A 24,939-nucleotide genomic window follows, 5' to 3' on the forward strand; every position below is an offset into this window, starting at 1 on the left:
GCGATGGAGGGAGCGCCACGCGATGAAGGCTGTGACCTGGCAGGGGAAGCGGGACGTACGGGTGGAGGAGGTGCCCGATCCGGGCATCCAGGAGCCGACCGATGCCGTCATCCGCATCACCTCGACGGGGCTGTGCGGCTCCGATCTGCATCTGTACGAAGTGCTCACCCCGTTCATGACACCGGGCGACATCCTGGGACACGAACCGATGGGCATCGTCGAGGAGGTCGGGGCCGCGGTGCCGGACCTCGCGGTGGGCGACCGGGTGGTGGTGCCGTTCCAGATCGCGTGCGGCAACTGCTGGATGTGCCTGACGGGGCTGCCGACGCAGTGCGAGACCACACAGGTGACCGGCGAGGGCATGGGTGCCGCTCTCTTCGGCTATACACGCCTGTACGGCGCGGTGCCGGGCGCCCAGGCGGAGTACCTGCGGGTGCCGCAGGCGCAGTACGGACCGATCAAGGTCCCGGAAGGGCCGCCGGACGACCGTTTCGTCTATCTCTCCGACGTCCTGCCCACCGCCTGGCAGGCGGTCGAGTACGCGGGGATCCCCGAGGGCGGCAGCGTCGCCGTGCTCGGTCTCGGGCCGATCGGTGACATGGCCTGTCGTGTCGCCCAAGTGCGCGGCGCCGGGCGGGTGTTCGGGGTGGACCTGGTGGGCGACCGGCTGCGCCGGGCGAAGGCGCGCGGCGTGGAGACGTTCGACCTGCGGAGCTTCGACAGCGAGAAGGAGCTCGTCCAGGCGATCCGCGACGAGACCGACGGGCGCGGCCCCGACGCCGTGATCGACGCGGTCGGCACCGAGGCCCACGGCAGCGCGGCCGCACGGCTGGCCCAGCAGGCCTCGGCCCTGCTGCCCCGCAAGATCGCGGGCCCGCTCGCCGAACGCTTCAGCATCGACCGCCTCGCCGCCCTGCACACCGCCATCGAACTGGTCCGCCGCGGCGGCACGCTCTCCCTCGTCGGCGTCTATGGCGGCACGGCCGATCCGATGCCGCTGCTCACCCTGTTCGACAAGCAGATCCAGATCCGCATGGGCCAGGCCAACGTGCGCCACTGGAGCGACGAGATCATCCCGTATCTGACGGACGAGGACCCCCTCGGCGTCGACGACTTCGCCACCCACCGGCTGCCGCTGACCGATGCCCCGCACGCGTACGAGATGTTCCAGCGCAAGCAGGACGGCGCGGTCAAGGTGCTGATGACGCCGTAGGGAGCGATTCAGCCCGTCCGGCGTTTGAGGACGAGGCCGTTCAGGCCGATACGGGGGTCTGGGGGCGGAGCCCCCGGGCGGCACGGCACCGCCGGTCAGGCCCCGCCCCCGAAGATCTCCGCCAGGTCGTACCGCACCGGCTCCTCCAGCTGGGCGTAGGTGCAGCTCTCCGCGGTGCGGTCCGGGCGCCAGCGGCGGAAGCGGGCCGTGTGCCGGAAACGCGCCCCGTTCTCCATGTGGTCGTATGCCACCTCGGCCACCCGCTCCGGTCTCAGCGGTACCCAGGACAGGTCCTTCTTGCTCGACCAGCGGCTCGGGGCGCCGGGCAGCCGGGCCGTCTCGTGCGCCGTCTCGTCGGACCAGGCCGCCCAGGGGTGCCCCGCGACGTCCTCCATCCGCAGGGGCTCCAGTTCCTCGACCAGCTCCGCGCGGCGCTTCATCGGGAACGCCGCCGACACGCCCACGTGCTGCAGGGCGCCCCGGTCGTCGTAGAGGCCGAGCAGCAGTGAGCCCACGATCGGGCCGCTCTTGTGGAAGCGGTAGCCCGCGACGACGACGTCCGCCGTGCGCTCGTGCTTGATCTTGTACATGGCGCGCTCGTCCTGGAGGTAGCGGCCGGTGAGCGGCTTGGCGATCACCCCGTCCAGGCCCGCCCCCTCGTACTGCTCGAACCAGCTCTGCGCCACGTCGATGTCGGTGGTGGCCGGCGCGAGGTGGACCGGCGCGGTGACCTCGGCCAGCGCCCGCTCCAGCAGCGCCCGCCGGTCGGTCAGCTGCACATCGAGCAGCGACTCGTCCGCCAGGGCCAGCAGATCGAAGGCCACGAACGACGCCGGGGTCTTCTCCGCGAGCATCCGCACCCGGGAGTCCGCCGGGTGGATGCGCTCGGTGAGCGCGTCGAAGTCGAGCCGGCCCTCCCGGGCGATGACGATCTCCCCGTCCAGCACGCACCGCTCGGGCACCCGTTCCTTCAACGCGGCCACCAGCTCGGGAAAGTACCTGGTCAGCGGCTTTCCCGTACGGCTGCCGAGCTCGACCTCGGTCCCGTCGCGGAACACGATCGCCCGGAAGCCGTCCCACTTGGCCTCGTAGTGCATGTCCCGCGGAATGTGTGCCACCGACTTGGCGAGCATCGGCTTCACGGGCGGCATCACCGGCAGATCCATGGTTCAGATTCTGCTCGCATACGCCGCTTGTCGCCCGGTATGCGAGGTTTATCAGGTACGCCTACCGTGGCCGCATGGGTGAAGCGGTGGAACTGGAAGTGGGCGGCCGCACCGTCCGCCTGTCCAGCCCGGACAAGATCTTCTTCCCGGAGCGCGGTTTCACCAAGCTGGACCTCGCCCGGTACTACATCGCGGTCGGCCCCGGCATCCTGCGCGCCCTGCGTGACCGGCCCACCACCCTGGAGCGCTACCCGGAGGGAGTGACCGGCGAGAACTTCTTCCAGAAGCGGGCGCCCAAGAACATGCCCGACTGGATCCCGACCGCCCACATCACCTTCCCGAGCGGCCGCAGCGCCGACGAGATGTGCCCCACCGAGGAGGCCGCCGTCCTGTGGGCCGCCCAGTACGGCACGCTCACCTTCCACCCCTGGCCGGTGCGCCGCGACGACGTCGACCGCCCCGACGAACTCCGCATCGACCTCGACCCGCAGCCCGGCACCGACTACGACGACGCCGTCCGCGCCGCCCACGAACTGCGCGCCGTCCTCGACGAGTTCGGCGGGCTCAAGGGCTTCCCGAAGACCTCCGGCGGCCGCGGCCTGCATGTCTTCGTGCCGATCGAACCGCGCTGGACCTTCACCCAGGTACGCCGCGCCGCCATCGCCGTGGGCCGGGAGATGGAACGCCGGATGCCCGACCAGGTGACGATCAAGTGGTGGAAGGAGGAGCGGGGCGAGAAGATCTTCATCGACTACAACCAGACCGCCCGCGACCGCACCATCGCCTCCGCCTATTCCGTACGACCCCGCCCGCACGCCCCGGTCTCGGCGCCCCTGAGGTGGGACGAGGTGGGCGTCGCGCACCCGCGGGACTTCGACATCGCGACCATGCCCGCGCGCTTCGCCGAACTCGGCGATGTGCACGCGGACATGGACGACCGGCGCTTCTCCCTGGAGGCCCTGCTCGAACTCGCCCGCCGCGACGAGCACGACCACGGGCTGGGCGATCTGCCGTACCCGCCCGAGTACCCCAAGATGCCGGGGGAGCCCAAGCGGGTACAGCCGAGCCGGGCGAAGAAGCAGCCGCCCGCAGCCCCTTGACGGGCGCGGCGGGGAGAAGGACTGGGCGCCCCGGCGGATCCCGATGATCGGAGAGCGCTCTCACCGCGCTGCCCGCCCGGAGCTATCCTGATCGGCAACCGTCGAGCAGGAGCAGGAGCCCGAAGTGACCGACACAGCGCCGCGCCCCACACTGGAGGCCGTGGCCGCCCGGGCGGGCGTGTCCCGGGCGACCGTCTCACGCGTGGTGAACGGCGGTGACGGGGTCAGGGAACCCCTGGTGGCACGGGTGCGGCGGGCGGTGGAGGAGCTCGGCTACGTGCCCAACCAGGCGGCCCGCTCCCTGGTGACCAGGCGGCACGACGCCGTGGCCGTGGTCATCGCCGAGCCGGAGACCCGCGTCTTCGCCGACCCCTTCTTCGCGCTGCAACTGAGGGGTATCAGCAAGGAGTTGACGGCCCACGACAACCAGCTCGTGCTGCTGCTCACCGAGGGCCGCGACGACCACGCCCGCGTCGGCCGCTACCTCGCCGGCGGCCATGTCGACGGCGCGCTCGTCTTCTCCCTGCACCTCGACGACCCGCTGCCCGGGCTGATCCAGCACGCGGGCGTGCCGACCGTGTTCGGCGGGCGGCCCGGCTGGAGCGACGGCCGCAGCGGGGTGGTGTACGTCGACAGCGACAACCGCGGCGGCGCCCGCGAGGCCGTACGCCATCTCGCCGGCCTCGGCCGCACCCGGATCGCGCACATCACCGGGCCCCTCGACCAGACGTCCGCGGCGGACCGGCTCGACGGCTTCCGGGACGTCATGGTCGACGCCGATCCCCGGCTCATCGTCGAGAGCGACTTCACCCCGGCCGGCGGTGAGCGGGCGATGCGTGAACTCCTCGAGCGCCGCCCCGACCTGGACGCCGTGTTCGCCGCCAACGACCTGACCGCGGCGGGTGCGCTGCGCGTGCTGCGTGAGCGCGGGCGGCGGGTGCCCGAGGACGTCGCCGTGATCGGCTTCGACGACATGCTGCCGGTGGCCGAGCAGACCGATCCGCCGCTGACGACGGTGCGTCAGGACATCGAGGAGATGGGCCGGCTGATGGCCCGGCTGCTGCTGCGCCGTCTCGGTCCCCGCTCCACCGGCCAGGGCGCCGCAGACGTACCGGCCGGCGTGGTCCTGCCGACGACACTCGTGCGACGGGCCTCGGCCTGAGCCGAATGCATCTGCACCGTGCGTGGGCAGCCCGGCCGGCCGTGGTGCCGTCAGGCCGTGACCTGGGTCCACATGCTGCTGGGTGAGCTGGTGGAGCGGTCCGCCTCGTCCTGCACGAGCAGGGAGAGCAGCGCTGCCACGGTCAGTCCGGCCTCGGCGGGATGGCGCAGGACCTTGCTGGGATCGATCCGGTAGGTGTTGGTCCGTCCCTCCTTGGTGTGGGAGAGATAGCCGGCTTCTTCGAGGTCGGAAATGATCTTCTGGACGGCGCGTTCGGTGAGGCGGCAGTGTGCGGCGATGTCGCGGATCCGGGCGCTGTGGTTGTCGGCGATGGCTGCCAGTACGCGCGCGTGATTCGTGATGAACGTCCATCCGGTGTGTGGCTCGGGCACTCCATCCATGTGCCAACTGTAGCGACTCACTATTCGCGCATTCAAAAGCACGTACTTGATTTCATGTATTTCTTGACGTGTGCGGGGGAAGAGGGGAACCTTGGGAGCGGAGACGGACGAGCACTCGAGGGAGAAAAGGCCATGCCGGAGCCTGCGCAGTCCGCGCAGACATGCCTGGTGACGATCGACGTGGTGCCGGACGGTGATCGCATGAACGTCCGGGTGTGCGGTGAGCTCGACCACGGCGGCCGAGAGCTCGAACATGACCTGACGGAGGCCCTGGACGGCTCGGCGAGCGGCATCGACCTGGACCTGAGCGCCATCGGTTTCTGCGACTGCTCCGGCCTCAACCTGCTGCTCGGTCTGCGGCGGAAGGCCCTGGACGAAGGCAAGACGATCACCATCAGCGCCAGCGGCCCTCCGGTCGACCGGCTGCTGGAGCTGACCGGCGCCCGGGAGCTGTTCGCACGCCCCGGCTCCGAGGCAGGGAGCACCGAGCCGGATGCCGCCGGTGACGGACTGAAGGCGCCGGAGGCGGTCGATCAGGAGCTGCGCAAGGAGGTCGCCGAGCTGCGACGGGCGATGCAGACCCGGCCTGCCATAGATCTGGCGCGCGGCATCCTGATGGCCTCCTTCAGTCTGAGCCCCGAGGTGGCGTGGACCGTGCTCGTCACGGCCTCCCAGAACACCAACACCAAGCTGCACGTCCTGGCCCAGGACCTGGTCGGCACCGTTCAGGGCACGCCGCTGCCCGAGGAGGTGCAGCAGCAGCTGGCGGCCGCGGTCGCCCAGGCGCGCGCGGCCGTCCCGCTGGGATGACCGTCAGGTGTCCTCGTCAGCTCAGGTCTGCGGCGGAGCGCTCCTGATCACCGCGAAGCGGGCGCCGTAGGGGTCGGCGAGTTTGGCGAAGCGGCCCACGCCCTCGATGTCGGTGGCCGGGACGCGGACCTCGCCGCCCAGTTCCTGTGCCCTGGCGACCGTGGCGTCCGTGTCGGCCACCTCGAAGTACGGCAGCCAGTAGGCACGGTCCTCCGACGGGTCCTCGGCGAGCGGGACGATGCCGCCGAACATGGAGTCCTCGCCGCCCCCGGCGGGGTTCAGGGTCGTGTACGTGCCACCGGGGAAGTCCACCGCCGCCGTCTCCAGACCCAGCGTCTCGTGGTAGAACCAGGCGGCCGCGGCGATGTCCGGGGTGTACAGCTCGACCCAGGACAGCGCCCCCGCCTCGTTCGCCACGTCCACGCCCCTGGTCCGGCCGGGCTGCCAGATGCCGAAGGGCACGCCCGCCTTGTCGGCGAGGATCGCCATGTGTCCCTCGCCCATCACGTCCATGGGCTGCATCAGCACACTGCCGTGCGCCTGCTCGGCCGCCTTGGCGGTGGCCTCGGCGTTCCCGCTCTGGAAGTACACCGTCCAGGACGGCGGGCCCTGTTCGGGCGTGGTCTGCATACCGCCCGCCGCGGTCTTCCCGTCCAGCTGGAAGAAGCCGTATCCACCGGCGTCCGGCCCGGCCGACCGGAACCGCCAGCCGAAGAGACCGCCGTAGAAGGAGATGGCGCCGTCGATGTCGGAGGTGCCGACGTCGAGCCAGTTGGGAGCGCCGTTGACGAAACGGGTGGTGAGCATCTTCGCCCTCCTCGAAAGGGTCCCGTTGTCTGCACTGCCGAGTCTTGCACCGCGCACTGACAATCGCTGCCGGAGCCCTCTTTCCACCGGCTTCCGCGCGCCGCCGTGCACCGCGGCGGGTCCGGGCCCACCATCAGGGTGGCCGGGGGCCCCGCCGGGCGGCGTTGATGACGCGTTGATCGAACGTTTTTCGGCTCCCGGCACGATCTCGTTCATGCAGATCGACACCATCACCCCGGCCGACTTCGCCTGGCAGGCTCAGGCGCTGTGCGCGCAGACGGGGGCGGACTTCTTCTTTCCTGAGCCGGGCAGCTCGGTGCGTGAGGCGAAGCGCATCTGCGGCATGTGCGAGATGCGCCCCGCCTGTCTCGAGTACGCCCTGCAGAACGACGAACGCTTCGGCGTCTGGGGTGGCCTCTCGGAGAAGGAACGCCTCGAGCTCAGGCGGACGACACGCTGAAGCGGCCGGTAGGCACGCGCGTACCGGCCGCTTCCCGGCCCGAAGCCGGGCCTGGGGTCAGGTGTGCCGTCAGCCTGCGGCGCGTGCCGCCATGCGCGCCTTGCGTGCCGCCAGCTTCTCGTCGAACTTCAGGGCCTCCGCGTCCAGCCCGCCGAGGAACAGTCCGAGTTCGTCCTGGGCCTGCTGCCCCTCGGGGCCGAGGCCGTCGATCTCCATGATCTTCAGGAAGCGCAGGACCGGCTGGAGCACGTCGTCGTGGTGGATGCGCAGGTTGTAGACCTCGCCGATCGCCATCTGCGCGGCGAACCGCTCGAAGCCGGGCATGCCGTGGCCGGGCATCCGGAAGTTCACCACGACGTCCCGGACCGCCTGCATGGTCAGGTCGGGAGCCAGCTCGAAGGCGGCCTTCAGGAGATTGCGGTAGAAGACCATGTGCAGGTTCTCGTCCGTCGCGATCCGCGCCAGCATGCGGTCGCAGACCGGGTCGCCGGACTGGTGGCCGGTGTTGCGGTGCGAGATACGGGTCGCGAGCTCCTGGAAGGCCACGTAGGCGACCGAGTGCAGCATCGAGTGCCGGTTGTCCGACTCGAAGCCCTCGCTCATGTGGGCCATCCGGAACGCTTCCAGCTTGTCCGGGTCCACCGCGCGCGACGCGAGCAGATAGTCGCGCATCACGATGCCGTGCCGGCCCTCCTCGGCGGTCCAGCGGTGCACCCAGGTGCCCCAGGCGCCGTCACGGCCGAACAGCGAGGCGATCTCGTGGTGGTAGCTGGGCAGGTTGTCCTCGGTGAGCAGGTTCACCACCAGCGCGATCCGGCCGATCTCGGTGACCTTGGACTGCTCCTTGTCCCAGGCCTCGCCGTCCTCGAACAGGCCGGGGAAGTTACGGGCGTCCGACCAGGGCACGTACTCGTGCGGCATCCAGTCCTTGGCGACCTTCAGATGCCGGTTGAGTTCCGTCTCGACCACTTCCTCCAGTGCGTACAGCAGCTTGGCGTCGGTCCAGACGGCGGGGCTGCCGAGGTGCGGGGAAGTGATCGTCACGGGAACTCCAGGGGGACGCGCAACAAGGGGGACAGACCGGCGAGCGGGGCCGGAACCTACGGGATCGTAGGCTACGAAACCGTAGGTTACGAAGCCGTAGGTTAAGCGCGGTGTAAAGATCCCTGATCAGGCCGTGTTTCATAGGACTTCCAAGGAACGCCGAAAAGCCCCAGGACCCGCAGGTCCCAGGGCTGAAAGGGTGGTCGTCGCACCCGTCAGGCGTACAGGTCCCGCAGACGTACCGAGAGACATGTCACACAGCCCTCGAGCTTCTCGAACTCGCTGATGTCCACCACGACCGGATCGTGACCGAGGTCGGCGAGCAGCTCCGCCGACTTCGGTGCGCTCGCCGCCATCAGCACCTTGCTGCCGCCGAGCAGCACCACATGCGAGCCCGACTCCTCTGGCACCGACAGGAAGCGTGGGAACAGCGACGGCCGGTCCACCTTGGGGATGTGCCCGATGACCGTCCCGTCGGGCAGCGCCGTGACCGCCGACTTCAGATGCAGCACCTTGCTCACGGGTACGGCGACGACCCGCGCCCCCAGCGGTTCGAAGGCGGCCCGCAGCTGCTGGACGCCGGCCGCGTTGGTGCGGCCGCCCCGGCCGACGTAGATCGTGTCGCCGATCTTCAGCACGTCGCCGCCGTCCAGGGTGCCCGGCTCCCAGATCCAGTTGACCGAGCAGCCGAGACGGGCGACGGCCTCCTCGACACCGGCCGTCTCGTCCCGCCGGGACTCGGCGCCGGGGCGGGTGATCAGCGCGACGTTCTTGTACATGACGACCGTGTCCTCGACGAACACCGAGTCCGGGCAGTCGTCCTCCGGGTCCACCTCGATCGTCTCCCAGCCGTGCTCGCGCAGGGCCTCGACATACGCCTCCCACTGCTCGACCGCGAGATCGAAGTCGACCTTCTCCCGCTCGATGTGCGTCACCAGCCCTTCGGCGAGGCGGGGGCTCGGGCGGCGGACGAGGGCCTTCTTGCTGGGCACGACGGGACTCCGAATCGGCGGGACGGCAGACCGGGCGCCCATGACGCGACACCCGGTCCGCCATCATGCAGCGCCGATCCGCGACGGCAAAACCCTCGTTGTCAGGCTGTGCCCCTCCTGAGACGCCCGATCGGCGGCTGTCCGATCGCCTCAGGCGTCGTCTCCTGCAGCTCACCGTCCAGCAGCAGCCACCGGGTGATCCCGATCGACTCCAGGAACGGCAGGTCGTGGCTGGCCACGATCAGCGCCCCTTCGTACGACTCCAGGGCCGACGTCAGCTGCCGCACGCTCGCCATGTCGAGGTTGTTCGTCGGCTCGTCGAGCATCAGCAGCTGCGGTGCCGGTTCGGCCAGCATCAGCGCGGCCAGGGCCGCCCGGAAGCGTTCGCCGCCGGACAGGGTGGCCGCCTTCTGGTCGGCGCGGGCGCCCCGGAACAGGAACCGGGCAAGGCGCGCCCGGACCCGGTTGTTGGTGGCGGCCGGCGCGAACCGGGCCACGTTCTCGGCGACCGACAGCTCGCCGTCGAGCACGTCGAGCCGCTGCGGCAGGAAACGCAGCGGCACGTGCGCGTGCGCCTCGCCCGCCATCGGCGCCAGCTCCCCGGCGATGGTGCGCAGCAGCGTCGTCTTGCCGGAGCCGTTGCGCCCGATCAGCGCCACCCGCTCCGGGCCGCGCAGCTCAAGACCGCCGGCCACCTGCGCGCCGTACGCGAGCTGCAGGTCCATGAGGGTCAGGACGGTACGGCCCGGCGGTACCGCCGTGTACGGCAGGTCGACGCGGATCTCGTCGTCGTCCCGTACGGCCTCCACCGCCTCGTCGAGCCGTTCCTTCGCATCGCTGAGCCGCTCCTCGTGCATGATGCGGTGCTTGCCCGCGGACTCCTGCGCCGCGCGCTTGCGGGCACCCATGACGATCTTCGGCTCGCGCTTCTGGTCCCACATCTTCTGCCCGTACCGTTTGCGACGGGCCAACTTGACCTGGGCATCCACCAGTTCGCGCTTCTGCTTCCTGAAGTCGGCCTCCGCGACGCGCACCATCCGCTCGGCCGCCTCCTGCTCGGCGGCGAGAGCCTCCTCGTACGCGGAGTAGTTGCCGCCGAACCAGGTGACCTCCCCGGAGCGCAGATCGGCGATCTGGTCGACCAGTTCCAGGAGTTCGCGGTCGTGGCTGACCACGATCATCACTCCCGGCCAGGACTCGACGGCCGCGTACAGCCGCCTGCGCGCGTACAGGTCGAGGTTGTTGGTCGGCTCGTCCAGGAGCAGGACGTCCGGGCGGCGCAGCAGCAGTGCGGCCAGCCGCAGCAGCACCGACTCGCCGCCCGACACCTCGCCGATGGTGCGGTCCAACTCGATGTGTCCGAGGCCGAGCTCGCCGAGCGTGGCGAGCGCGCGTTCCTCCACGTCCCAGTCGTCGCCGACCGTCTCGAAGTGCTCCTCGGCCACGTCGCCCGACTCGATGGCGTGCAGCGCGGCCCGTTGTGCGGCGATGCCGAGCGCCTCGTCGACGCGCAGCTGGGTGTCGAGGGTGACGTTCTGCGGCAGGTAGCCGACCTCGCCCGCGACGCGCACGGCGCCGTCGGCCGGGGCGAGCTCACCGGCGATCAGCTTCAACAGGGTCGATTTCCCGGACCCGTTGACGCCGACGAGCCCCGTCCTGCCGGGACCGAAGGAGACATCGAGGCCCTCGAAGACGGGGGTGCCGTCGGGCCAGGCGAAGGACAGGGACGTACAAGTGAGAGAAGTAGACATACGGGCCTCGCGGTTGCTTGGTGCGGTCAGGGGCAAACGCGTAGAGAGACACCGCAGACCACGGCGGGAGAGGAGAGCCCAGAGGCACGAAAAAGGCCTGCTCCGTCAGGACGGCTCGAACGCCGAGGTCGCACGCAGCGCACACACCTCATGTGTGTGACACGGTGTCTCAGGACCTCAGACGAGCAACGTCCTTCTCCAATCGACGGCAACAGAACCGCTGTACACCGTAGGAGGCGGTCGGTGGGCTGTCAACGGAATTAACGTGAACCCGCCCTCTTCGCACGAAGGAGTCCCCGTGCCCAACGGCCCGCTCTCCCTGCCCGCCCGGCTCTACCTGCTGGCCTGGGACACCGACACCGCCGAGGTCACCGCCGCCGCCCGCCTGCACCACCTGGTGCGGGCCGGCGCCCTCACCGAACTGGCCCAGCGTGGTCTGCTCGTCGACGAGGGCGGCATCGCCACACCCGCCGACATGGACTCGCTCACCGGGGACGCCGTCCTCGACGGGCTCCTGGAGCTGGTCCGCGAGTCCCGGCCGCACCGCTGGCAGACCTGGGTGACGCTGCACGCGCGCGTGACCCTCGACGCCGTACGGGAGCAACTGACGGCGGAAGGCTGTCTGCGGGCGGAGAAGAAGCGGGTCCTCGGGGTCTTCCCGAGCGTGGAGCACGTACTGGCGCGGGCGGACGTCGTGGACGCGCTGCAGACGGGGGCGCGGCAGGCCTTGGAGGGCCCGGTGCCGGTGGCGGAGGTCTCCGACCGGGACGCGGCCGTCGCCGCCCTCGCCGCGGCCGCGGAGCTGCCCACGCTGGTGCCCGGCAAGGACCGCAAACGCCTCCACGCGCGCGTGGCGGAGCTGACCGAGCGCAGCGGGGCGGCGGCGCCCGCGCTGCGGAAGGTCGTCACCGAGGTGCACACCGCGGTGACCGCGTCCCCGACGGCGGTCGTCGCGGCAACCGGCGACTGAGCCGGTCCCGGCGCCTCACGCAGATGTCGGATTCCTGCCAGCCGCCGCCCGGGAGCGGCTGGTTGAGTGAGCCGCATGACGACCGAGAACCCTCTCCGTGACCGTGCTCTGGCCTTCCGCTCGCTGCACGTGCCGGGCAAGCCGCTCGTGCTGCCCAACGCCTGGGACATCGCAAGCGCCCGCATCGTCGAGGACGCGGGTGCCGCCGCGGTCGCCACCACCAGCGCGGGGCTCTCCTGGGCCCTCGGATCGGCGGACGGCGACCGGCTGGACCGCGACCGGGCCCTCGCCGCCGTCGCGGACATCGCGGCCGCGGTCGACGTACCGGTCAGCGCGGACGTCGAGAGCGGCTACGCACAGGACGCCGCGGGCGTCGCCGACACGATCCGCGCGGTGCTCGCCGCGGGCGCGGTGGGCGTGAACGTCGAGGACGCGCTGTACGAGACCGGGGCGGGGCCGTTGCGTCCCGTCGGCGAACAGGTCGAGCGGATCGCGGCCGCCCGGGAGGCCGCCGACGCAGCAGGGGTGCCGCTGTTCGTCAACGCCCGGATCGACACCTTCCTCAGGGGTGCGGGCACAGTGGACGCCACCCTGGAGCGGGCGGCGGCCTTCCTCGCCGCGGGCGCCGACGGCATCTTCGTCCCGGGGCCGACCGACCCCGAGACGGTCGAACTCCTCGTCGACGGCATCGACGGCCCACTGAACGTCATGACCGGCCCCGGCGCCCCGCCGATCCCCGAACTGGCCGCCCTCGGAGTCGCCCGCGTAAGCGTGGGCTCGGCCATCGCCCAGTCGGCCCACGCCCTGGTCCATCGCGCCACACGGGAGCTGCTGGGAGCGGGGACGTACGGGGCGTTGGAGGGAGGCCTTGACTACGGCGAGTTGAACAAGCTGCTGGCGTTGCGCTGACCGCGCGCACCGACCCGGCGGGGCACCTGCCGACGCAGCGCTCAGCAGGCGTCCCGAATCAGTTCCGCCAGGTCGTGGTCCAGATCCAGCTGCAGATGCTCCAGCCCCACCGGCACCAGCGCACTCGTGGCGTCGAGGAACCGACGAATCTCGTGCGACCGGACGTGCACGACGGCGGTGCCCTCGGGGGCGTGGAACTCCAGGACGGTGCGCTCGTAGCCGTACGGCCGCACGCGCACGTCGCCGTGGCCCTCCGGCTCGTGCAGACCGGCCGCGAGGAGGTCGCGGGCGAACGTCCAGCAGACCTCCACGCCCTCCAGGGTGGCAGGCGCCGGGAAGGTCATACGGACCGCGAACGGGTCGCTGCGGTCGTAGTGCAGCTTCGCCGGGATGCTCGGCATGCGCGGCGCGGCGGCGACGAGGCGGGCCTCCACGGGTTGTTCGATGACGGTGGACAACGCCTTGCTCCCTTGTGACGTCTGGACGGACTTCCGAGCGGATTGGGCCGGGCACTGCTAGAGACGCTGGAATCAGCCAATCCGTGCACACCCATGTCTAGTGACCTGCGTCACCGCATTCATGCACAGGAGTGACGCAGTCCATTTCCCGTGCACCGATGGGCAGTTGTGGAACGGGCCGCCATCTGGACGGGGTCGGGGGTGTCGGATAGCTTCGCCCGCCATGAGGCGTATGGGGAACAGGCGACGAATGAGACGTGCGTTTTGGTCAGTGGCCGCAGGGGCGGTGTGCTCGGCGGCGCTGGCCGCCCTGACCGCCGTGCCCGCACAGGCACAGCAATCCGGACGGGCGCCGCACTGGGAACTCAAGGACACCGGCGCGAGCGGTGTGCGCTTCCGGGGGCTGTCGGCCGTCAGCCGGGACACCGCCTGGGTGGCCGGGACGGGCGGCACCGTGCTGCGCACCTCCGACGGCGGCGCGAGCTGGCGGAACGTCTCGCCGCCGGGCGCCGGCGAGCTGCAGTTCCGGGACATCGAGGCGTTCGACGCGCGGCGCGCCGTGGTGCTGGCCATCGGCGAGGGCGAGGCCTCCCGCGTGTACCGCACCGACGACGGCGGCACGACCTGGACCGAGTCCTTCCGCAACACCGACCCCAACGCCTTCTACGACTGCCTCACCTTCTTCGACCGCCGCCACGGCCTCGCCCTGAGCGACCCGGTGGACGGCAAGTTCCGCATCCTGTCGACCGGCGACGGGGGCCGCTCCTGGAAGGTGCTCCCCAGCGACGGCATGCCGGCCGCCCTGGACGGCGAGGCGGGCTTCGCGGCGAGCGGGCAGTGCCTGGTCGCCTCCGGCCCCTCGGACGTCTGGCTGGCCACCGGCGGCGGTGCACGCGCGCGCGTGCTGCACTCCGCCGACCGCGGGCTCACCTGGACGGCCACCGACACACCGATCCCGGCGGGCGATCCGGCGAAGGGCGTGTTCGCGCTCGCCTTGCGCGACCGCACCCACGGCCTCGCGGTCGGCGGCGACTACCGCCCCGACCAGTCCTCCCCGCAGGCCGCGGCCCGCACCTCGGACGGCGGCCGCACCTGGCAGTCCGCCGCCACCCCGCCGCCGGCCTATCGCTCCGGCGCCGCCTGGCTCCCGCACAGCCGCACCGCGGCCCTCGCGGTCGGCCCCACGGGTACCGACCTGACCACCGACGGCGGCCGCACCTGGCGGACCGTCGACACGGGCTCTTACGACACCGTGGACTGCACGGCGGACCTGGGCTGCTGGGCGGCGGGGGAGCAAGGGCGGGTGGCTCGTCTGGAGCGGTGACGCATGGGGTGAATGCGGGTACTCGGTCGCGGACTGCGAAAGGAGTGAGCGAGCATGCCCGCAGGTTCCAGCTCCAAGCGTGAGCGCCAGTACGAGCACATCAAGAAGAGCGCGCAGGACCGGGGTGAGAGCACCGGACGTGCCAAGGAGATCGCGGCGCGGACGGTGAACAAGGAACGTGCCCGGTCCGGCGAGTCCAAGTCCGCCAGCCGCAGCTCCACGAAGGACATGTCATCCGGCAGGCGCGGTGGCCAGCGGTCCGGCCAGGGCTCCCAGGGCCCCACCCGCGACCAGCTGTACAACGAGGCCAAGCAACGCGGTATCGAGGGCCGTTCGAACATGAACAAGGACCAGCTGCAGCGCGCGCTGAACGCGAAGAAGGGCTGAGCTCCTCGTCCCCCGCGACAGCGGGGACCATCCCGCCGTCGCGGGGGTTCGTGCGCCCGGCGCCACGCGTCCGACGCCCGCTCAGGGGCCGTACGCTCGTCCCATCATGACGACCGTACCCATCCCCGCGGACTGGCCCGCGACCGAGGAACAGGCCCGTGCCGTACAGGACCGACTGCGGACCCAGGTGGTGCTCGACGAGCCGGGACCGCCGCCGGGCACCGGCCATGTCACCGGGGTCGACGTGGCGTACGACGACGAGCGGGACGTCGTCGCCGCCGCGGCGGTCGTCCTGGACGCGGCGACCCTGGAGGTCGTCGCGGAAGCCACGGCGGTCGGCCGCATCTCCTTCCCGTACGTCCCCGGCCTGCTCGCCTTCCGCGAGATCCCCACCGTCCTTGCCGCCCTCGACGCCCTGCCGTGCCCGCCCGGCCTGGTCGTCTGCGACGGCTACGGCCTGGCCCACCCGCGCCGCTTCGGCCTGGCCAGCCACCTCGGGGTCCTGACCGGCCTGCCCACGATCGGCGTCGCGAAGAACCCCTTCACCTTCACCCACGCCGATCCGGCTGCCCCGCGCGGCAGCACCTCACCCCTCCTCGCGGACACCGAGGAGGTCGGCCGCGCCCTGCGCACCCGCGACGCCGTCAAGCCGGTCTTCGTGTCCGTGGGCCACCGGGTGAACCTCGACAACGCCTGCGCCCACACGCTGGCCCTGACTCCGAAGTACCGCCTGCCGGAGACCACCCGCAGGGCGGACGCGTTGTGCCGCAAGGCATTGCGGGAGGCCGCCGCCCCGAGGTGACCCCTGGCCGACCGCGCCGCGGCGGACCCTGTTCGAGCGTCAGTCCGATCCGGTGACCTGGGCGGGCCATGTGCTCCGGGCGGCGGCCCCGGGGCAGGGGCGGACGCCGGTGATCGAGGCGGCCCTGGAGTGCGCGGGGGACCGCGACCGGTGGAGCCGTGGACGCGAGGTGTTCGAGCTGGTCCGCCGCGGATGGGCGGAGGAGGAGCAGTTCACGCAGGAGCAGCGGATCCTGTTCCGCCTCGCGGAGCTGGTCGGCAAGGTCGCCCACAACGAGGCCGGGCCTCCTCCGTTCTTCGACCACCACGCGGGGTGGCAGATCGGCCCTCTCGCCTGGCAGCTCGCCAGCGCAGCGCCCGACCGCGACGTGCGGGACCGGATCGCGGACGCGCTCGGCGAGCGGCCGCCGGAGCCGCTCGACGGGTGATCTGAGTATCCGCACTGAGTACCCGTACGGATGTGGGCGCGGTGCGCCGGTCGGCAGGCTGTGCCCCATGACGACGCACCGTGCTCCCAAGCCCCTCGCCGATCCCGACCGTCCCGTCGAGCGTGCCGTGACGGCCGCGCTGGTCCTTGCCGTGCTGGCGGGACTCGGCTGGATCGCCGGGATGCTCTACACGGTGGCGGGGTGGTCCTGAGAGGCCTGTTCAGCGGCTTGCGGCCACCCGGAAGGTGAGGCCCGCCCCGCGCAGACGCTCGGTCAGCGCGTCACCCATGGCGACCGCCGTGGTGACCTGACCGGCCGTCGGGGGCAGGTCGTCGAAGGCCAGCGACAGCGCAGACTCGGCGAACATCTTCGCCGTCTCGTCGTAGCCGGGGTCGCCGCCCGCGACCTCCGTGAGCACCTGCCGGCCGCCGCCCTCGCCCACGAAGCGGACCTTGAACCAGCTCTTGGCCCGCTTCTCGGGGCTCGGCCCCTCGCCGGGCTTGAGCCGGTCGGACAACCAGCGCCGCGCGGGCGGCAGTTGGGCGGCCGCGAAGAGGCCGCCGACGGCCGCGATCCCGCCCACGGCGACGGGCAGATGCCGCACCGCCGCGTAGTGGCGGTAGCGGAAGTCGGGGCCGTAGCGCTCCAGGGCCCTCGCGGAACGGCCCACGATCTGCGCGTCGATGGTCGGCAGCGGCAGCGCCCACGCGCCGACCTCCTTCGCGAACCGCGGCACCCCCGTGGGCGCGGCGGCCCGCCGCCCCACCAGGCGCGGCTCGTGCCGCTTGCGGTCCCGCTCGGCGGCCAGCATCGACCGCACCCGCGAGAACTGGTTCAGCGCCGAGGCGAAGGTCCCGCCGGAGAAGGTGGCGTCCGCCGTCACGAACCCGTCCACCGCCAGCGGCACCCCCTCGGGCAGTTGCCGCACGGTGAAGTACACGCCCAGGTCATGGGGGATCGAGTCGAACCCGCAGGCGTGCACCAGCCGTGCGCCGGTCTCACGCGCGCGTGCATCGTGGCGGACGTACATGAGGTCCACGAACTCGGGCTCACCTGTGAGGTCGAGATAGTCCGCACCGCTGTCCGCGCAGGCGGCGACCAGCTCCTCGCCGTACGTCACATACGGTCCCACCGTCGTGGCCACCACGCGCGCGTGCTCCGCGAGTTCGCGCAGCGACGCCGGGTCGGCCACGTCCGCCCGCAGCACCCCGACCTTCCCGTTGCCGGGCAGCCGCTCGCGCAGCCGCTCCAGCTTCTGTTCGCTGCGGCCCGCGATCGCCCAGCGCAGATCCTCGGGGGCGTGCGCGGCGAGGTACTGCGCGGTGAGCGTCCCGACGAAGCCCGTGGCTCCGAAGAGCACGATGTCGTACGGACGGTCCGTCCTGTTCAGCCTGCTCATGACACCCCTCGGTCCGCAGCACGCGCCGTTGTCGGTGGCCGAGGCTAGCGTGAAGAGTGCGGAGCCCGACGACGAGCCCGGAGGTAAGCGGTGACCGTGCCGAGGAATGCCCTGAAGAAGTGGGAGAAGGTGCGCGAATTCGCCCTCGGGCTGCCGGGTGCCGTCGAGGAGCACCCGTGGGGCGAGACCGTGGCGAAGGTCAACAGCAAGGTGTTCGTGTTCCTGGGCGTGGATGACGGCAGTCATCCGCTGGGCGTCACGGTGAAGCTCAGGGACGAGGCGGCCCATGCGCACGCCCTCACCGCCCCGGGCGCGGAACCCGCCGGGTACGGGCTGGGCAAGGCCGGCTGGGTCCGCATCCCGCTCGCGGAGCAGGGCGCCCCGGTGGCGGAATTGCTGTGCGACTGGGTGGAGGAGAGCTACCGGGTGATCGCGCCGAAGCGGCTGATAGCGGACCTGGACGCTCGCTGAGCCGCCTGCTTCCTCCGGACAACTTGGCTAAGCGCTTGCTCTCCCGGGTCTTGTGTCCGCTGGAACGTGTTCCTAACATCACTAGTGTTACAGCAGTTGTGTCACAACCCCTGGGGACTGCATGGCAGAGGCAAGGACGCCTGGACACGGCCCGCTGTCCGGCGTGCGCGTGGTCGAGCTGGCCGGTATCGGGCCCGGCCCGTTCGCCGCCATGCTCCTCGCCGACCTGGGCGCCGACGTCGTCCGTGTGGACCGCCCCGGTGGCGTCGGGCTCGCGATCAACACGGAGTACGACATCACCAACCGCAACAAGCGCTCGGTGATCGTCGACCTGAAGTCCGCGGACGGCCCCACGCGCGTCCTCGACCTCGCCGCGCGCGCCGACATCCTCATCGAGGGCTACCGCCCGGGAGTGGCCGAACGCCTCGGCGTGGGCCCCGAGGCCTGCCACGCCCGCAACCCGAAACTCGTCTACGGCCGCATGACCGGCTGGGGCCAGCAGGGCCCCCTCGCCCACCGCGCGGGCCACGACATCGCGTACATCGCCCTCACCGGCACCCTCGGCATGATCGGCAGCCCGGACGAGCCCCCGGCCGTCCCCGCCAACCTCCTCGGCGACTACGCGGGCGGCTCCCTCTACCTGGTCGTCGGCGTCCTCGCCGCCCTCCACCACGCGCGTGCGGGCGGCACCGGCCAGGTCGTCGACGCCGCCATCGTCGACGGCACCTCCCACCTCGCCGCGATGATCCACGGCATGCTCGCCGCCGGCGGCTGGCAGGACCGCCGCGGCGCCAACCTCTTGGACGGCGGCTGCCCCTACTACGGCACCTATGAGACGGCCGACGGCAAGTACATGGCCGTCGGCGCCCTGGAGCCGCAGTTCTACGACGAGTTCGTGCGCGCCCTCGGCATCCCGGAGCACGCCGACGCCCGCAAGGACTGGACCCGCTGGGGCGAACTGCGCGAGGCGGTCGCGACCGGCTTCAAATCCCGCACCCGGGACGAGTGGACGGCCGTCTTCGAGGGCTCCGACGCATGCGTGGCGCCCGTGCTGACCCTGAGCGAGGCCCCGCACCACCCGCACCTCGCCGCCCGCGGCACCTTCACCGACCACGGCGGCATCACCCAGCCCGCCCCCGCTCCCCGCTTCTCCGCCACCCCCACGGCCGTACGCACCGGCCCCGCACAGCCCGGCGCCGACACGGCCGACGTGGCGCGCGACTGGGACGTACCTGACCTCCTGAAGGGCCCGGAATGAAACGGCAGATCTTCGCCCCCGAGCACGACGCGTTCCGCGCGACCGTGCGTGCCTTCCTGGCCAGAGAGGTGCTGCCGTACTACGAGCAGTGGGAGAAGGACGGCATCGTCTCCCGCGACGCCTGGCGGGCGGCCGGCAAGCAGGGCCTGCTCGGACTCGCCGTGCCCGAGGAGTACGGGGGCGGCGGCAGCTCCGACTTCCGCTACGCCACCGTACTGGCCGAGGAGTTCACCCGCGCGGGCGCTCCCGGGCTCGCCCTCGGCCTGCATAACGACGTCATCGGCCCGTATCTCACCGGCCTCGCCACCGACGAGCAGAAGCGGCGCTGGCTGCCCGGCTTCTGCGACGGCTCGATCATCACCGCCATCGCCATGACCGAGCCCGGCGCCGGGTCCGATCTCCAGGGCATCCGTACGCACGCCGAGGACCGGGGCGACCACTGGCTGCTCAACGGAGCCAAGACGTTCATCTCCAACGGGATCCTCGCCGACCTGGTGATCGTCGTGGCGAAGACGACACCGGAGGGCGGCGCCCACGGCCTGTCCCTCCTCGTCGTCGAACGCGGCACGGACGGCTTCGAGCGCGGCCGCAACCTCGACAAGATCGGCCAGAAGGCGCAGGACACGGCCGAGTTGTTCTTCACCGACGTGCGCGTGCCCAAGGAGAACCTGCTCGGCACGCTCAACGGCGCCTTCGGTCACCTGATGACCAACCTCGCGCAGGAGCGCCTCAGCATCGCCGTCGCCGCGATCGCGGCCGCCGAGCACCTGCTGGAGATCACCACCGAGTACGTCAAGGAGCGTGAGGCATTCGGCCGGCCGCTCGCCAGCAAGCAGCACATCCGCTTCGAGATGGCCGAGATGGCCACCGAGTGCGCCGTCACGCGCGCGTTCCTCGACCGCTGCGTGGAGGAGCACTCGGCCGGCCGGCTCGACGCGGTGGACGCCTCCATGGCCAAGTGGTGGGCGACCGAACTGCAGAAGCGGGTCGCCGACCGCTGCCTCCAACTGCACGGCGGCTACGGCTACATGACCGAGCACCCGGTCGCCCGGGCCTTCACCGACGGCCGTATCCAGACCATCTACGGCGGAACCACCGAGATCATGAAGGAGATCATCGGCCGTTCCCTGCTGGGCTGAAGCTCATCGCCCGGCCACCCTCACCCCGAAAGGCCTTCCAGTGAGCACCGAAGCGTACGTGTACGACGCGATCCGCACCCCGCGCGGCCGCGGCAAGGCGAACGGCTCCTTGCACGGCACCAAGCCCATCGACCTGGTCGTCGGGCTCATCCACGAGATCCAGGGCCGCTTCCCGGGCCTCGACCCGGCGGCGATCGACGACATCGTGCTGGGCGTCGTCGGCCCGGTCGGCGACCAGGGCTCCGACATCGCCCGCATCGCCGCCGTCGCCGCGGGCCTCCCGGACACGGTCGCCGGAGTGCAGGAGAACCGCTTCTGTGCGTCCGGTCTGGAGGCCGTCAACATGGCCGCCGCCAAGGTCCGTTCGGGCTGGGAGGACCTGGTCCTCGCGGGCGGTGTCGAGTCCATGTCCCGGGTGCCGATGGCCTCCGACGGCGGCGCGTGGTTCAACGACCCGATGACCAACCTCGCCGTCAACTTCGTGCCGCAGGGCATCGGCGCCGACCTGATCGCCACCATCGAGGGATTCTCTCGGCGTGACGTCGACGAGTACGCGGCGCTCTCGCAGGAGCGGGCGGCCACGGCCTGGAAGGAAGGCCGCTTCGACCGCTCCGTCGTCCCGGTGAAGGACCGCAGCGGTCTGACGGTCCTCGACCACGACGAGCACCTGCGCCCGGGCACCACCGCCGACTCCCTCGCCAAGCTGAAGCCGTCCTTCGCGGACATCGGCGAGCTGGGCGGCTTCGACGCGGTGGCCCTGCAGAAGTACCACTGGGTCGAGAAGATCGACCACGTCCACCACGCGGGCAACTCCTCCGGCATCGTCGACGGCGCCTCGCTGGTCGCGATCGGCTCGAAGGAGGTGGGGGAGCGGTACGGACTGCGCCCGCGCGCGCGGATCGTCTCCGCCGCCGTCTCCGGCTCGGAACCCACCATCATGCTCACCGGCCCCGCTCCCGCCACCCGCAAGGCGCTCGCCAAGGCGGGCCTGACCATCGACGACATCGACCTCGTCGAGATCAACGAGGCGTTCGCGGCGGTCGTCCTGCGCTTCGTGAAGGACATGGGCCTGTCCCTGGACAAGGTCAACGTCAACGGCGGCGCGATCGCCCTCGGCCACCCGCTCGGCGCGACCGGCGCCATGATCCTCGGCAGCCTCGTCGACGAACTGGAGCGCCAGGACAAGCGCTACGGCCTCGCGACCCTCTGCGTCGGCGGCGGCATGGGCATCGCCACCATCGTCGAGCGCATCTGAACCCCCGGCGGAACCAAGCGACTTCAGAGATTCTACGGAGACCCCCGTCATGACGCAGAGCACCACCATCCGCTGGGAACAGGACCGCACCGGCGTCGTCACCCTCGTCCTCGACGACCCGAACCAGTCCGCGAACACCATGAACCAGGCGTTCCGCGACTCCCTGGCCGTGATCACCGACCGCCTGGAGGCCGAGAAGGACTCCATCCGCGGCATCATCCTCACCTCCGCCAAGAAGACCTTCTTCGCCGGCGGCGACCTGCGCGACCTCATCCGGGTCACCCCCGAGACCGCGCAGGACCTCTTCGACGGTGGCATGGCGATCAAGCGCAACCTGCGCCGCATCGAGACCCTCGGCAAGCCGGTCGTCGCCGCGATCAACGGCGCGGCCCTGGGCGGCGGCTACGAGCTCGCGCTCGCCTGCCACCACCGGGTCGCCCTCGACACCTCCGGCACGAAGATCGGCTGCCCGGAGGTCACCCTCGGCCTGCTGCCCGGCGGCGGTGGCGTCGTGCGCACCGTACGCCTGCTGGGCATCGCCGACGCGCTGCTGAAGGTGCTGCTGCAGGGCACCCAGTACAACGCGCAGCGCGCCCTGGAGAACGGCCTGATCGACGACGTGGCCGCCACCCAGGACGAGTTGCTCGCCAAGGCCCGCGCCTTCATCGACGCCAACCCCGCCTCGCAGCAGCCCTGGGACAAGCCCGGCTACCGCATCCCCGGCGGTACCCCCGCCAACCCCAAGTTCGCGGCCAACCTGCCCGCCTTCCCGGCCAGCCTGCGCAAGCAGACGAACGGCGCCCCCTACCCGGCGCCGCGCAACATCCTGGCCGCGGCCGTCGAGGGCTCCCAGGTCGACTTCGAGACGGCGCAGGTCATCGAGGCGCGCTACTTCGTGGAGCTGGCCGCGGGCCAGACCTCCAAGAACATGATCCAGGCCTTCTTCTTCGACCTCCAGGCCGTCAACTCCGGCGCCAACCGCCCCAAGGGCATCGAGCCGCGTCCGGTCCGCAAGGTCGCCGTCCTCGGCGCCGGGATGATGGGCGCGGGCATCGCGTACGCGTGCGCCCGCGCGGGCATCGAGGTGGTCCTGAAGGACGTGTCGCTCGAGGCGGCCGTCAAGGGCAAGGGCTACTCCGAGAGGCTGTGCGCGAAGGCGGTCTCCCGGGGCCGTACGACGCAGGAGAAGGCGGACGCGCTGCTTGCCCGCATCACGCCGACGGCTGACCCGCAGGACGTGGCGGGCTGCGACGCGGTCATCGAGGCCGTGTTCGAGAACCCCGAGCTCAAGCACAAGGTCTTCCAGGAGATCCAGCACCTCGTCGAACCGGACGCACTGCTGTGCTCCAACACCTCGACCCTGCCGATCACCGCGCTGGCCGAGGGAGTGGAGCGCCAGTCCGACTTCATCGGTCTGCACTTCTTCTCGCCCGTCGACAAGATGCCGCTCGTGGAGATCATCAAGGGCGAGCAGACCGGCGAGGAGGCCCTCGCGCGCGCCTTCGACCTGGTCCGCCAGATCAAGAAGACCCCGATCGTCGTCAACGACTCCCGCGGCTTCTTCACCTCCCGCGTCATCGGCCACTTCATCAACGAGGGTGTCGCGATGGTCGGCGAGGGCATCGAGCCCGCGTCCGTCGAGCAGGCGGCGGCCCAGGCGGGCTACCCGGCCAAGGTCCTCTCCCTGATGGACGAGCTGACGCTCACGCTCCCGCGGAAGATCCGCAACGAGTCGAAGCGGGCCGTGGAGGAGGCCGGCGGCACCTGGCCGACGCACCCCGCCGAGGCGGTCATCGACCGCATGGTCGACGAGTTCGCGCGCACGGGGCGCAGCGGGGGAGCGGGCTTCTACGACTACGACGAGGCGGGCAAGCGGGCGGGGCTGTGGCCCGGGCTGCGCGAGCACTTCACCAAGCCGGGACATGAGATCCCGTTCCGGGACATGCAGGAGCGGATGCTCTTCTCCGAGGCGCTCGACACGGTGAAGCTGCTGGAGGAGGGGGTCCTGACGTCGGTGGCCGATGCGAACATCGGGTCCATCTTCGGGATCGGGTTCCCCGGTTGGACGGGCGGTGTCCTGCAGTACATCAACGGGTACGAGGGCGGGCTGCCGGGCTTCGTGGCACGCGCGCGTGAGCTTGCGGACCGCTATGGAGAGCGGTTCACGCCGCCTGCGCTGCTGGTGGAGAAGGCGGAGAAGGGGGAGCGGTTCACGGACGCGTGACGTCCCGACCCGGGGGCCGGCCCCCGGGCCCCCGCTCCTCAAACGCCGGAGGGGCTGATCTTTGCCGGGCGGTGCTTGATCTTTTCAGCCCGTCCGGCGTTTGAGGACGAGGCCCTTCAGGCCGAAGCGGGGGTCTGGAGGCGGCAGCCCCCAGAGGACGGGACGCGGTCACGAGGCTCCGCCTTCCTCCGAGACGCCTCGCTCCGGGAGGTCGAGTGAGGCGTCCAGCCACTGGTGCACCTCCTCCTTCAGCGACCGCTGGAAGGTCGTCAGCAGCGCCTGCACCACGATCGGCTGCATATGCGCGGACAGCGACTTCACGTCCTGCTCCGCCCGCTCGGACACCTCGCCCCGGAACAGCTGGGACAGCTCGTGCGCGGCGGCCCGCGAGTGCTCGACCAGCACCCTGCGCGCCGCGAGGATCGCCTCCTCGGACAGCGGTACGTCGAGGAGCTGCACGGCGAGCCGGAGCAGGCCGGAGTCGACGCGGTACGACTCCCCGTCGCGCCGTATCACGTTCATGGCGCACAGCCGCTCGACCTCGTCCTCGGTCAGCGGCCGCCCGGCCCGGCGCCGCAGCTCCGCCGCGCTCACGGTCTCCACGGTGTCCGGCGCCCAGGACGCCACCACGGCCCGGTGGATCGCCAGGTCGTGGTGGCTGAGGCCGGGCGGCAGCTGCGCCATGTACCGCTCGATCGCCGCCAGCGTCATGCCCTGGTGCTGCAGCTCGTCAATCAGTGCCAGCCGGGCCACGTGCCGCTGTCCGTAGCGGCCCACCCGGCGCGGACCGATCACCGGCGGCGGCAGCAGCCCCTTGGTGCCGTAGAACCGGACCGTGCGGACCGTGACGCCGGCCCGCGCCGCCAGTTCGTCGATCGTGAGCGACGGCTCCGCGGTGTCGCCGTCCCGGTCGGTGTCGGTGTCGGTCGTCATGTGCAGCAGTATCGCTGTCACACCAGTACTGCGAAACCCGGTACGAGGGGCCGGTGGGGCTTGTGAGAAGTACCGCT

Annotated in this window: 26 protein-coding genes; 17 read left to right on the forward strand and 9 right to left on the reverse strand. The window is 71.2% G+C overall.

Features of this window, described 5'->3' with window-relative positions; genetic code table 11:
* Positions 1 to 22: 22 nt before the first annotated feature.
* The gene (locus tag ACIBW9_RS16840; RefSeq protein WP_398955611.1) at positions 23 to 1,213 is read left to right on the forward strand and encodes a zinc-dependent alcohol dehydrogenase; all 1,191 of its coding nucleotides are present in this window, start codon (positions 23 to 25) and stop codon (positions 1,211 to 1,213) included.
* 95 nt (positions 1,214 to 1,308) lie between these two features.
* Here the strand turns inward: ACIBW9_RS16840 and ACIBW9_RS16845 are convergent, their stop codons facing one another.
* The gene (locus ACIBW9_RS16845) at positions 1,309 to 2,379 is read right to left on the reverse strand and encodes an ATP-dependent DNA ligase (RefSeq protein WP_398955613.1); all 1,071 of its coding nucleotides are present in this window, start codon (positions 2,377 to 2,379) and stop codon (positions 1,309 to 1,311) included.
* 74 nt (positions 2,380 to 2,453) lie between these two features.
* Here ACIBW9_RS16845 and ligD point away from each other — a divergent pair, with 74 nt between their 5' ends.
* A complete protein-coding gene (gene ligD, locus ACIBW9_RS16850; RefSeq protein ID WP_398955615.1) occupies positions 2,454 to 3,479 on the forward strand; it encodes a non-homologous end-joining DNA ligase in 1,026 nt (341 codons plus the stop codon).
* A 124-nt stretch (positions 3,480 to 3,603) separates the two neighbouring features.
* Positions 3,604 to 4,641, forward strand: coding sequence for a LacI family DNA-binding transcriptional regulator (locus ACIBW9_RS16855; RefSeq protein WP_398955618.1), 1,038 nt, complete (start codon positions 3,604 to 3,606; stop codon positions 4,639 to 4,641).
* A 50-nt stretch (positions 4,642 to 4,691) separates the two neighbouring features.
* Here the strand turns inward: ACIBW9_RS16855 and ACIBW9_RS16860 are convergent, their stop codons facing one another.
* A complete protein-coding gene (locus ACIBW9_RS16860; protein ID WP_398955620.1) occupies positions 4,692 to 5,042 on the reverse strand; it encodes a helix-turn-helix transcriptional regulator in 351 nt (116 codons plus the stop codon).
* Between the two features lie 132 nt (positions 5,043 to 5,174).
* Here ACIBW9_RS16860 and ACIBW9_RS16865 point away from each other — a divergent pair, with 132 nt between their 5' ends.
* Positions 5,175 to 5,852 carry an ANTAR domain-containing protein gene (locus tag ACIBW9_RS16865; protein ID WP_398955622.1) on the forward strand — a complete coding sequence of 226 codons (678 nt, stop codon included), beginning with the start codon at positions 5,175 to 5,177 and terminating at the stop codon, positions 5,850 to 5,852.
* Between the two features lie 21 nt (positions 5,853 to 5,873).
* Here the strand turns inward: ACIBW9_RS16865 and ACIBW9_RS16870 are convergent, their stop codons facing one another.
* Positions 5,874 to 6,659 carry a VOC family protein gene (locus ACIBW9_RS16870; RefSeq protein ID WP_398955625.1) on the reverse strand — a complete coding sequence of 262 codons (786 nt, stop codon included), beginning with the start codon at positions 6,657 to 6,659 and terminating at the stop codon, positions 5,874 to 5,876.
* 214 nt (positions 6,660 to 6,873) lie between these two features.
* Between ACIBW9_RS16870 and ACIBW9_RS16875 the strand changes: the two genes are divergently transcribed.
* On the forward strand, positions 6,874 to 7,119 hold the full coding sequence (locus ACIBW9_RS16875; RefSeq protein WP_398955627.1) for a WhiB family transcriptional regulator: 246 nt from the start codon (positions 6,874 to 6,876) through the stop codon (positions 7,117 to 7,119).
* 69 nt (positions 7,120 to 7,188) lie between these two features.
* Here ACIBW9_RS16875 and ACIBW9_RS16880 read toward each other — a convergent pair whose 3' ends face one another.
* From ACIBW9_RS16880 to ACIBW9_RS16890, 3 genes are all read right to left on the reverse strand, one after another.
* Positions 7,189 to 8,163 carry an acyl-ACP desaturase gene (locus tag ACIBW9_RS16880; protein WP_344400290.1) on the reverse strand — a complete coding sequence of 325 codons (975 nt, stop codon included), beginning with the start codon at positions 8,161 to 8,163 and terminating at the stop codon, positions 7,189 to 7,191.
* A 215-nt stretch (positions 8,164 to 8,378) separates the two neighbouring features.
* Positions 8,379 to 9,155, reverse strand: a complete 777-nt coding sequence (gene ddaH / locus ACIBW9_RS16885) for a dimethylargininase (protein ID WP_398955629.1) — start codon at positions 9,153 to 9,155, stop codon at positions 8,379 to 8,381.
* Between the two features lie 101 nt (positions 9,156 to 9,256).
* Positions 9,257 to 10,906, reverse strand: coding sequence for an ABC-F family ATP-binding cassette domain-containing protein (locus tag ACIBW9_RS16890; protein ID WP_398955631.1), 1,650 nt, complete (start codon positions 10,904 to 10,906; stop codon positions 9,257 to 9,259).
* Positions 10,907 to 11,204: 298 nt separating this feature from the next.
* Here ACIBW9_RS16890 and ACIBW9_RS16895 point away from each other — a divergent pair, with 298 nt between their 5' ends.
* Positions 11,205 to 11,876 carry a GPP34 family phosphoprotein gene (locus ACIBW9_RS16895; protein WP_398955633.1) on the forward strand — a complete coding sequence of 224 codons (672 nt, stop codon included), beginning with the start codon at positions 11,205 to 11,207 and terminating at the stop codon, positions 11,874 to 11,876.
* Between the two features lie 75 nt (positions 11,877 to 11,951).
* Complete coding sequence (locus ACIBW9_RS16900) at positions 11,952 to 12,785, forward strand: isocitrate lyase/phosphoenolpyruvate mutase family protein (RefSeq protein ID WP_398955635.1); 834 nt, start codon at positions 11,952 to 11,954, stop codon at positions 12,783 to 12,785.
* Positions 12,786 to 12,826: 41 nt separating this feature from the next.
* Here ACIBW9_RS16900 and ACIBW9_RS16905 read toward each other — a convergent pair whose 3' ends face one another.
* Positions 12,827 to 13,243: an SsgA family sporulation/cell division regulator gene (locus tag ACIBW9_RS16905; protein WP_115910400.1), complete on the reverse strand. Its 417-nt coding sequence runs from the start codon at positions 13,241 to 13,243 to the stop codon at positions 12,827 to 12,829.
* Positions 13,244 to 13,493: 250 nt separating this feature from the next.
* Here ACIBW9_RS16905 and ACIBW9_RS16910 point away from each other — a divergent pair, with 250 nt between their 5' ends.
* From ACIBW9_RS16910 to mmpA, 5 genes are all read left to right on the forward strand, one after another.
* Positions 13,494 to 14,567: a WD40/YVTN/BNR-like repeat-containing protein gene (locus tag ACIBW9_RS16910; protein ID WP_398955637.1), complete on the forward strand. Its 1,074-nt coding sequence runs from the start codon at positions 13,494 to 13,496 to the stop codon at positions 14,565 to 14,567.
* A 54-nt stretch (positions 14,568 to 14,621) separates the two neighbouring features.
* The gene (locus tag ACIBW9_RS16915; protein WP_398955639.1) at positions 14,622 to 14,954 is read left to right on the forward strand and encodes a plasmid stabilization protein; all 333 of its coding nucleotides are present in this window, start codon (positions 14,622 to 14,624) and stop codon (positions 14,952 to 14,954) included.
* 106 nt (positions 14,955 to 15,060) lie between these two features.
* A complete protein-coding gene (locus ACIBW9_RS16920; protein WP_398955641.1) occupies positions 15,061 to 15,756 on the forward strand; it encodes an endonuclease V in 696 nt (231 codons plus the stop codon).
* A 52-nt stretch (positions 15,757 to 15,808) separates the two neighbouring features.
* Positions 15,809 to 16,183 (forward strand): hypothetical protein, encoded by a 375-nt coding sequence (locus ACIBW9_RS16925; RefSeq protein WP_398955643.1) that lies wholly within the window; start codon positions 15,809 to 15,811, stop codon positions 16,181 to 16,183.
* Between the two features lie 67 nt (positions 16,184 to 16,250).
* On the forward strand, positions 16,251 to 16,394 hold the full coding sequence (gene mmpA, locus ACIBW9_RS16930) for a morphogenic membrane protein MmpA (protein WP_398955645.1): 144 nt from the start codon (positions 16,251 to 16,253) through the stop codon (positions 16,392 to 16,394).
* A gap of 9 nt (positions 16,395 to 16,403) precedes the next feature.
* On the opposite strand, the gene ACIBW9_RS16935 is transcribed toward mmpA, so the two are convergent.
* Complete coding sequence (locus ACIBW9_RS16935) at positions 16,404 to 17,582, reverse strand: saccharopine dehydrogenase family protein (protein ID WP_398955647.1); 1,179 nt, start codon at positions 17,580 to 17,582, stop codon at positions 16,404 to 16,406.
* Between the two features lie 90 nt (positions 17,583 to 17,672).
* On the opposite strand from ACIBW9_RS16935, the gene ACIBW9_RS16940 reads away from it, so the two are divergent.
* The 5 genes from ACIBW9_RS16940 to ACIBW9_RS16960 all read left to right on the forward strand — a co-directional run bounded on the left by ACIBW9_RS16940 (position 17,673) and on the right by ACIBW9_RS16960 (position 23,929).
* Entirely contained in the window at positions 17,673 to 18,053 is a 381-nt protein-coding gene (locus ACIBW9_RS16940) for an MmcQ/YjbR family DNA-binding protein (RefSeq protein WP_398955649.1), read from the forward strand.
* Positions 18,054 to 18,174: 121 nt separating this feature from the next.
* Positions 18,175 to 19,311, forward strand: a complete 1,137-nt coding sequence (locus ACIBW9_RS16945) for a CaiB/BaiF CoA transferase family protein (RefSeq protein ID WP_398955651.1) — start codon at positions 18,175 to 18,177, stop codon at positions 19,309 to 19,311.
* The gene (locus ACIBW9_RS16950) at positions 19,308 to 20,450 is read left to right on the forward strand and encodes an acyl-CoA dehydrogenase family protein (RefSeq protein ID WP_398955653.1); all 1,143 of its coding nucleotides are present in this window, start codon (positions 19,308 to 19,310) and stop codon (positions 20,448 to 20,450) included. The genes ACIBW9_RS16945 and ACIBW9_RS16950 overlap by 4 nt, the downstream gene beginning before the upstream one ends.
* Positions 20,451 to 20,490: 40 nt before the next feature.
* Positions 20,491 to 21,705 (forward strand): acetyl-CoA C-acetyltransferase, encoded by a 1,215-nt coding sequence (locus tag ACIBW9_RS16955; protein WP_099932695.1) that lies wholly within the window; start codon positions 20,491 to 20,493, stop codon positions 21,703 to 21,705.
* A 49-nt stretch (positions 21,706 to 21,754) separates the two neighbouring features.
* Positions 21,755 to 23,929 carry a 3-hydroxyacyl-CoA dehydrogenase NAD-binding domain-containing protein gene (locus ACIBW9_RS16960; RefSeq protein WP_398955655.1) on the forward strand — a complete coding sequence of 725 codons (2,175 nt, stop codon included), beginning with the start codon at positions 21,755 to 21,757 and terminating at the stop codon, positions 23,927 to 23,929.
* 168 nt (positions 23,930 to 24,097) lie between these two features.
* Here the strand turns inward: ACIBW9_RS16960 and ACIBW9_RS16965 are convergent, their stop codons facing one another.
* Positions 24,098 to 24,862, reverse strand: a complete 765-nt coding sequence (locus ACIBW9_RS16965) for a MerR family transcriptional regulator (RefSeq protein ID WP_398955657.1) — start codon at positions 24,860 to 24,862, stop codon at positions 24,098 to 24,100.
* Between the last annotated feature and the right edge of the window lie 77 nt (positions 24,863 to 24,939).

Source organism: Streptomyces sp. NPDC049541, from assembly GCF_044465725.1.
Lineage (GTDB): Bacteria > Actinomycetota > Actinomycetes > Streptomycetales > Streptomycetaceae > Streptomyces.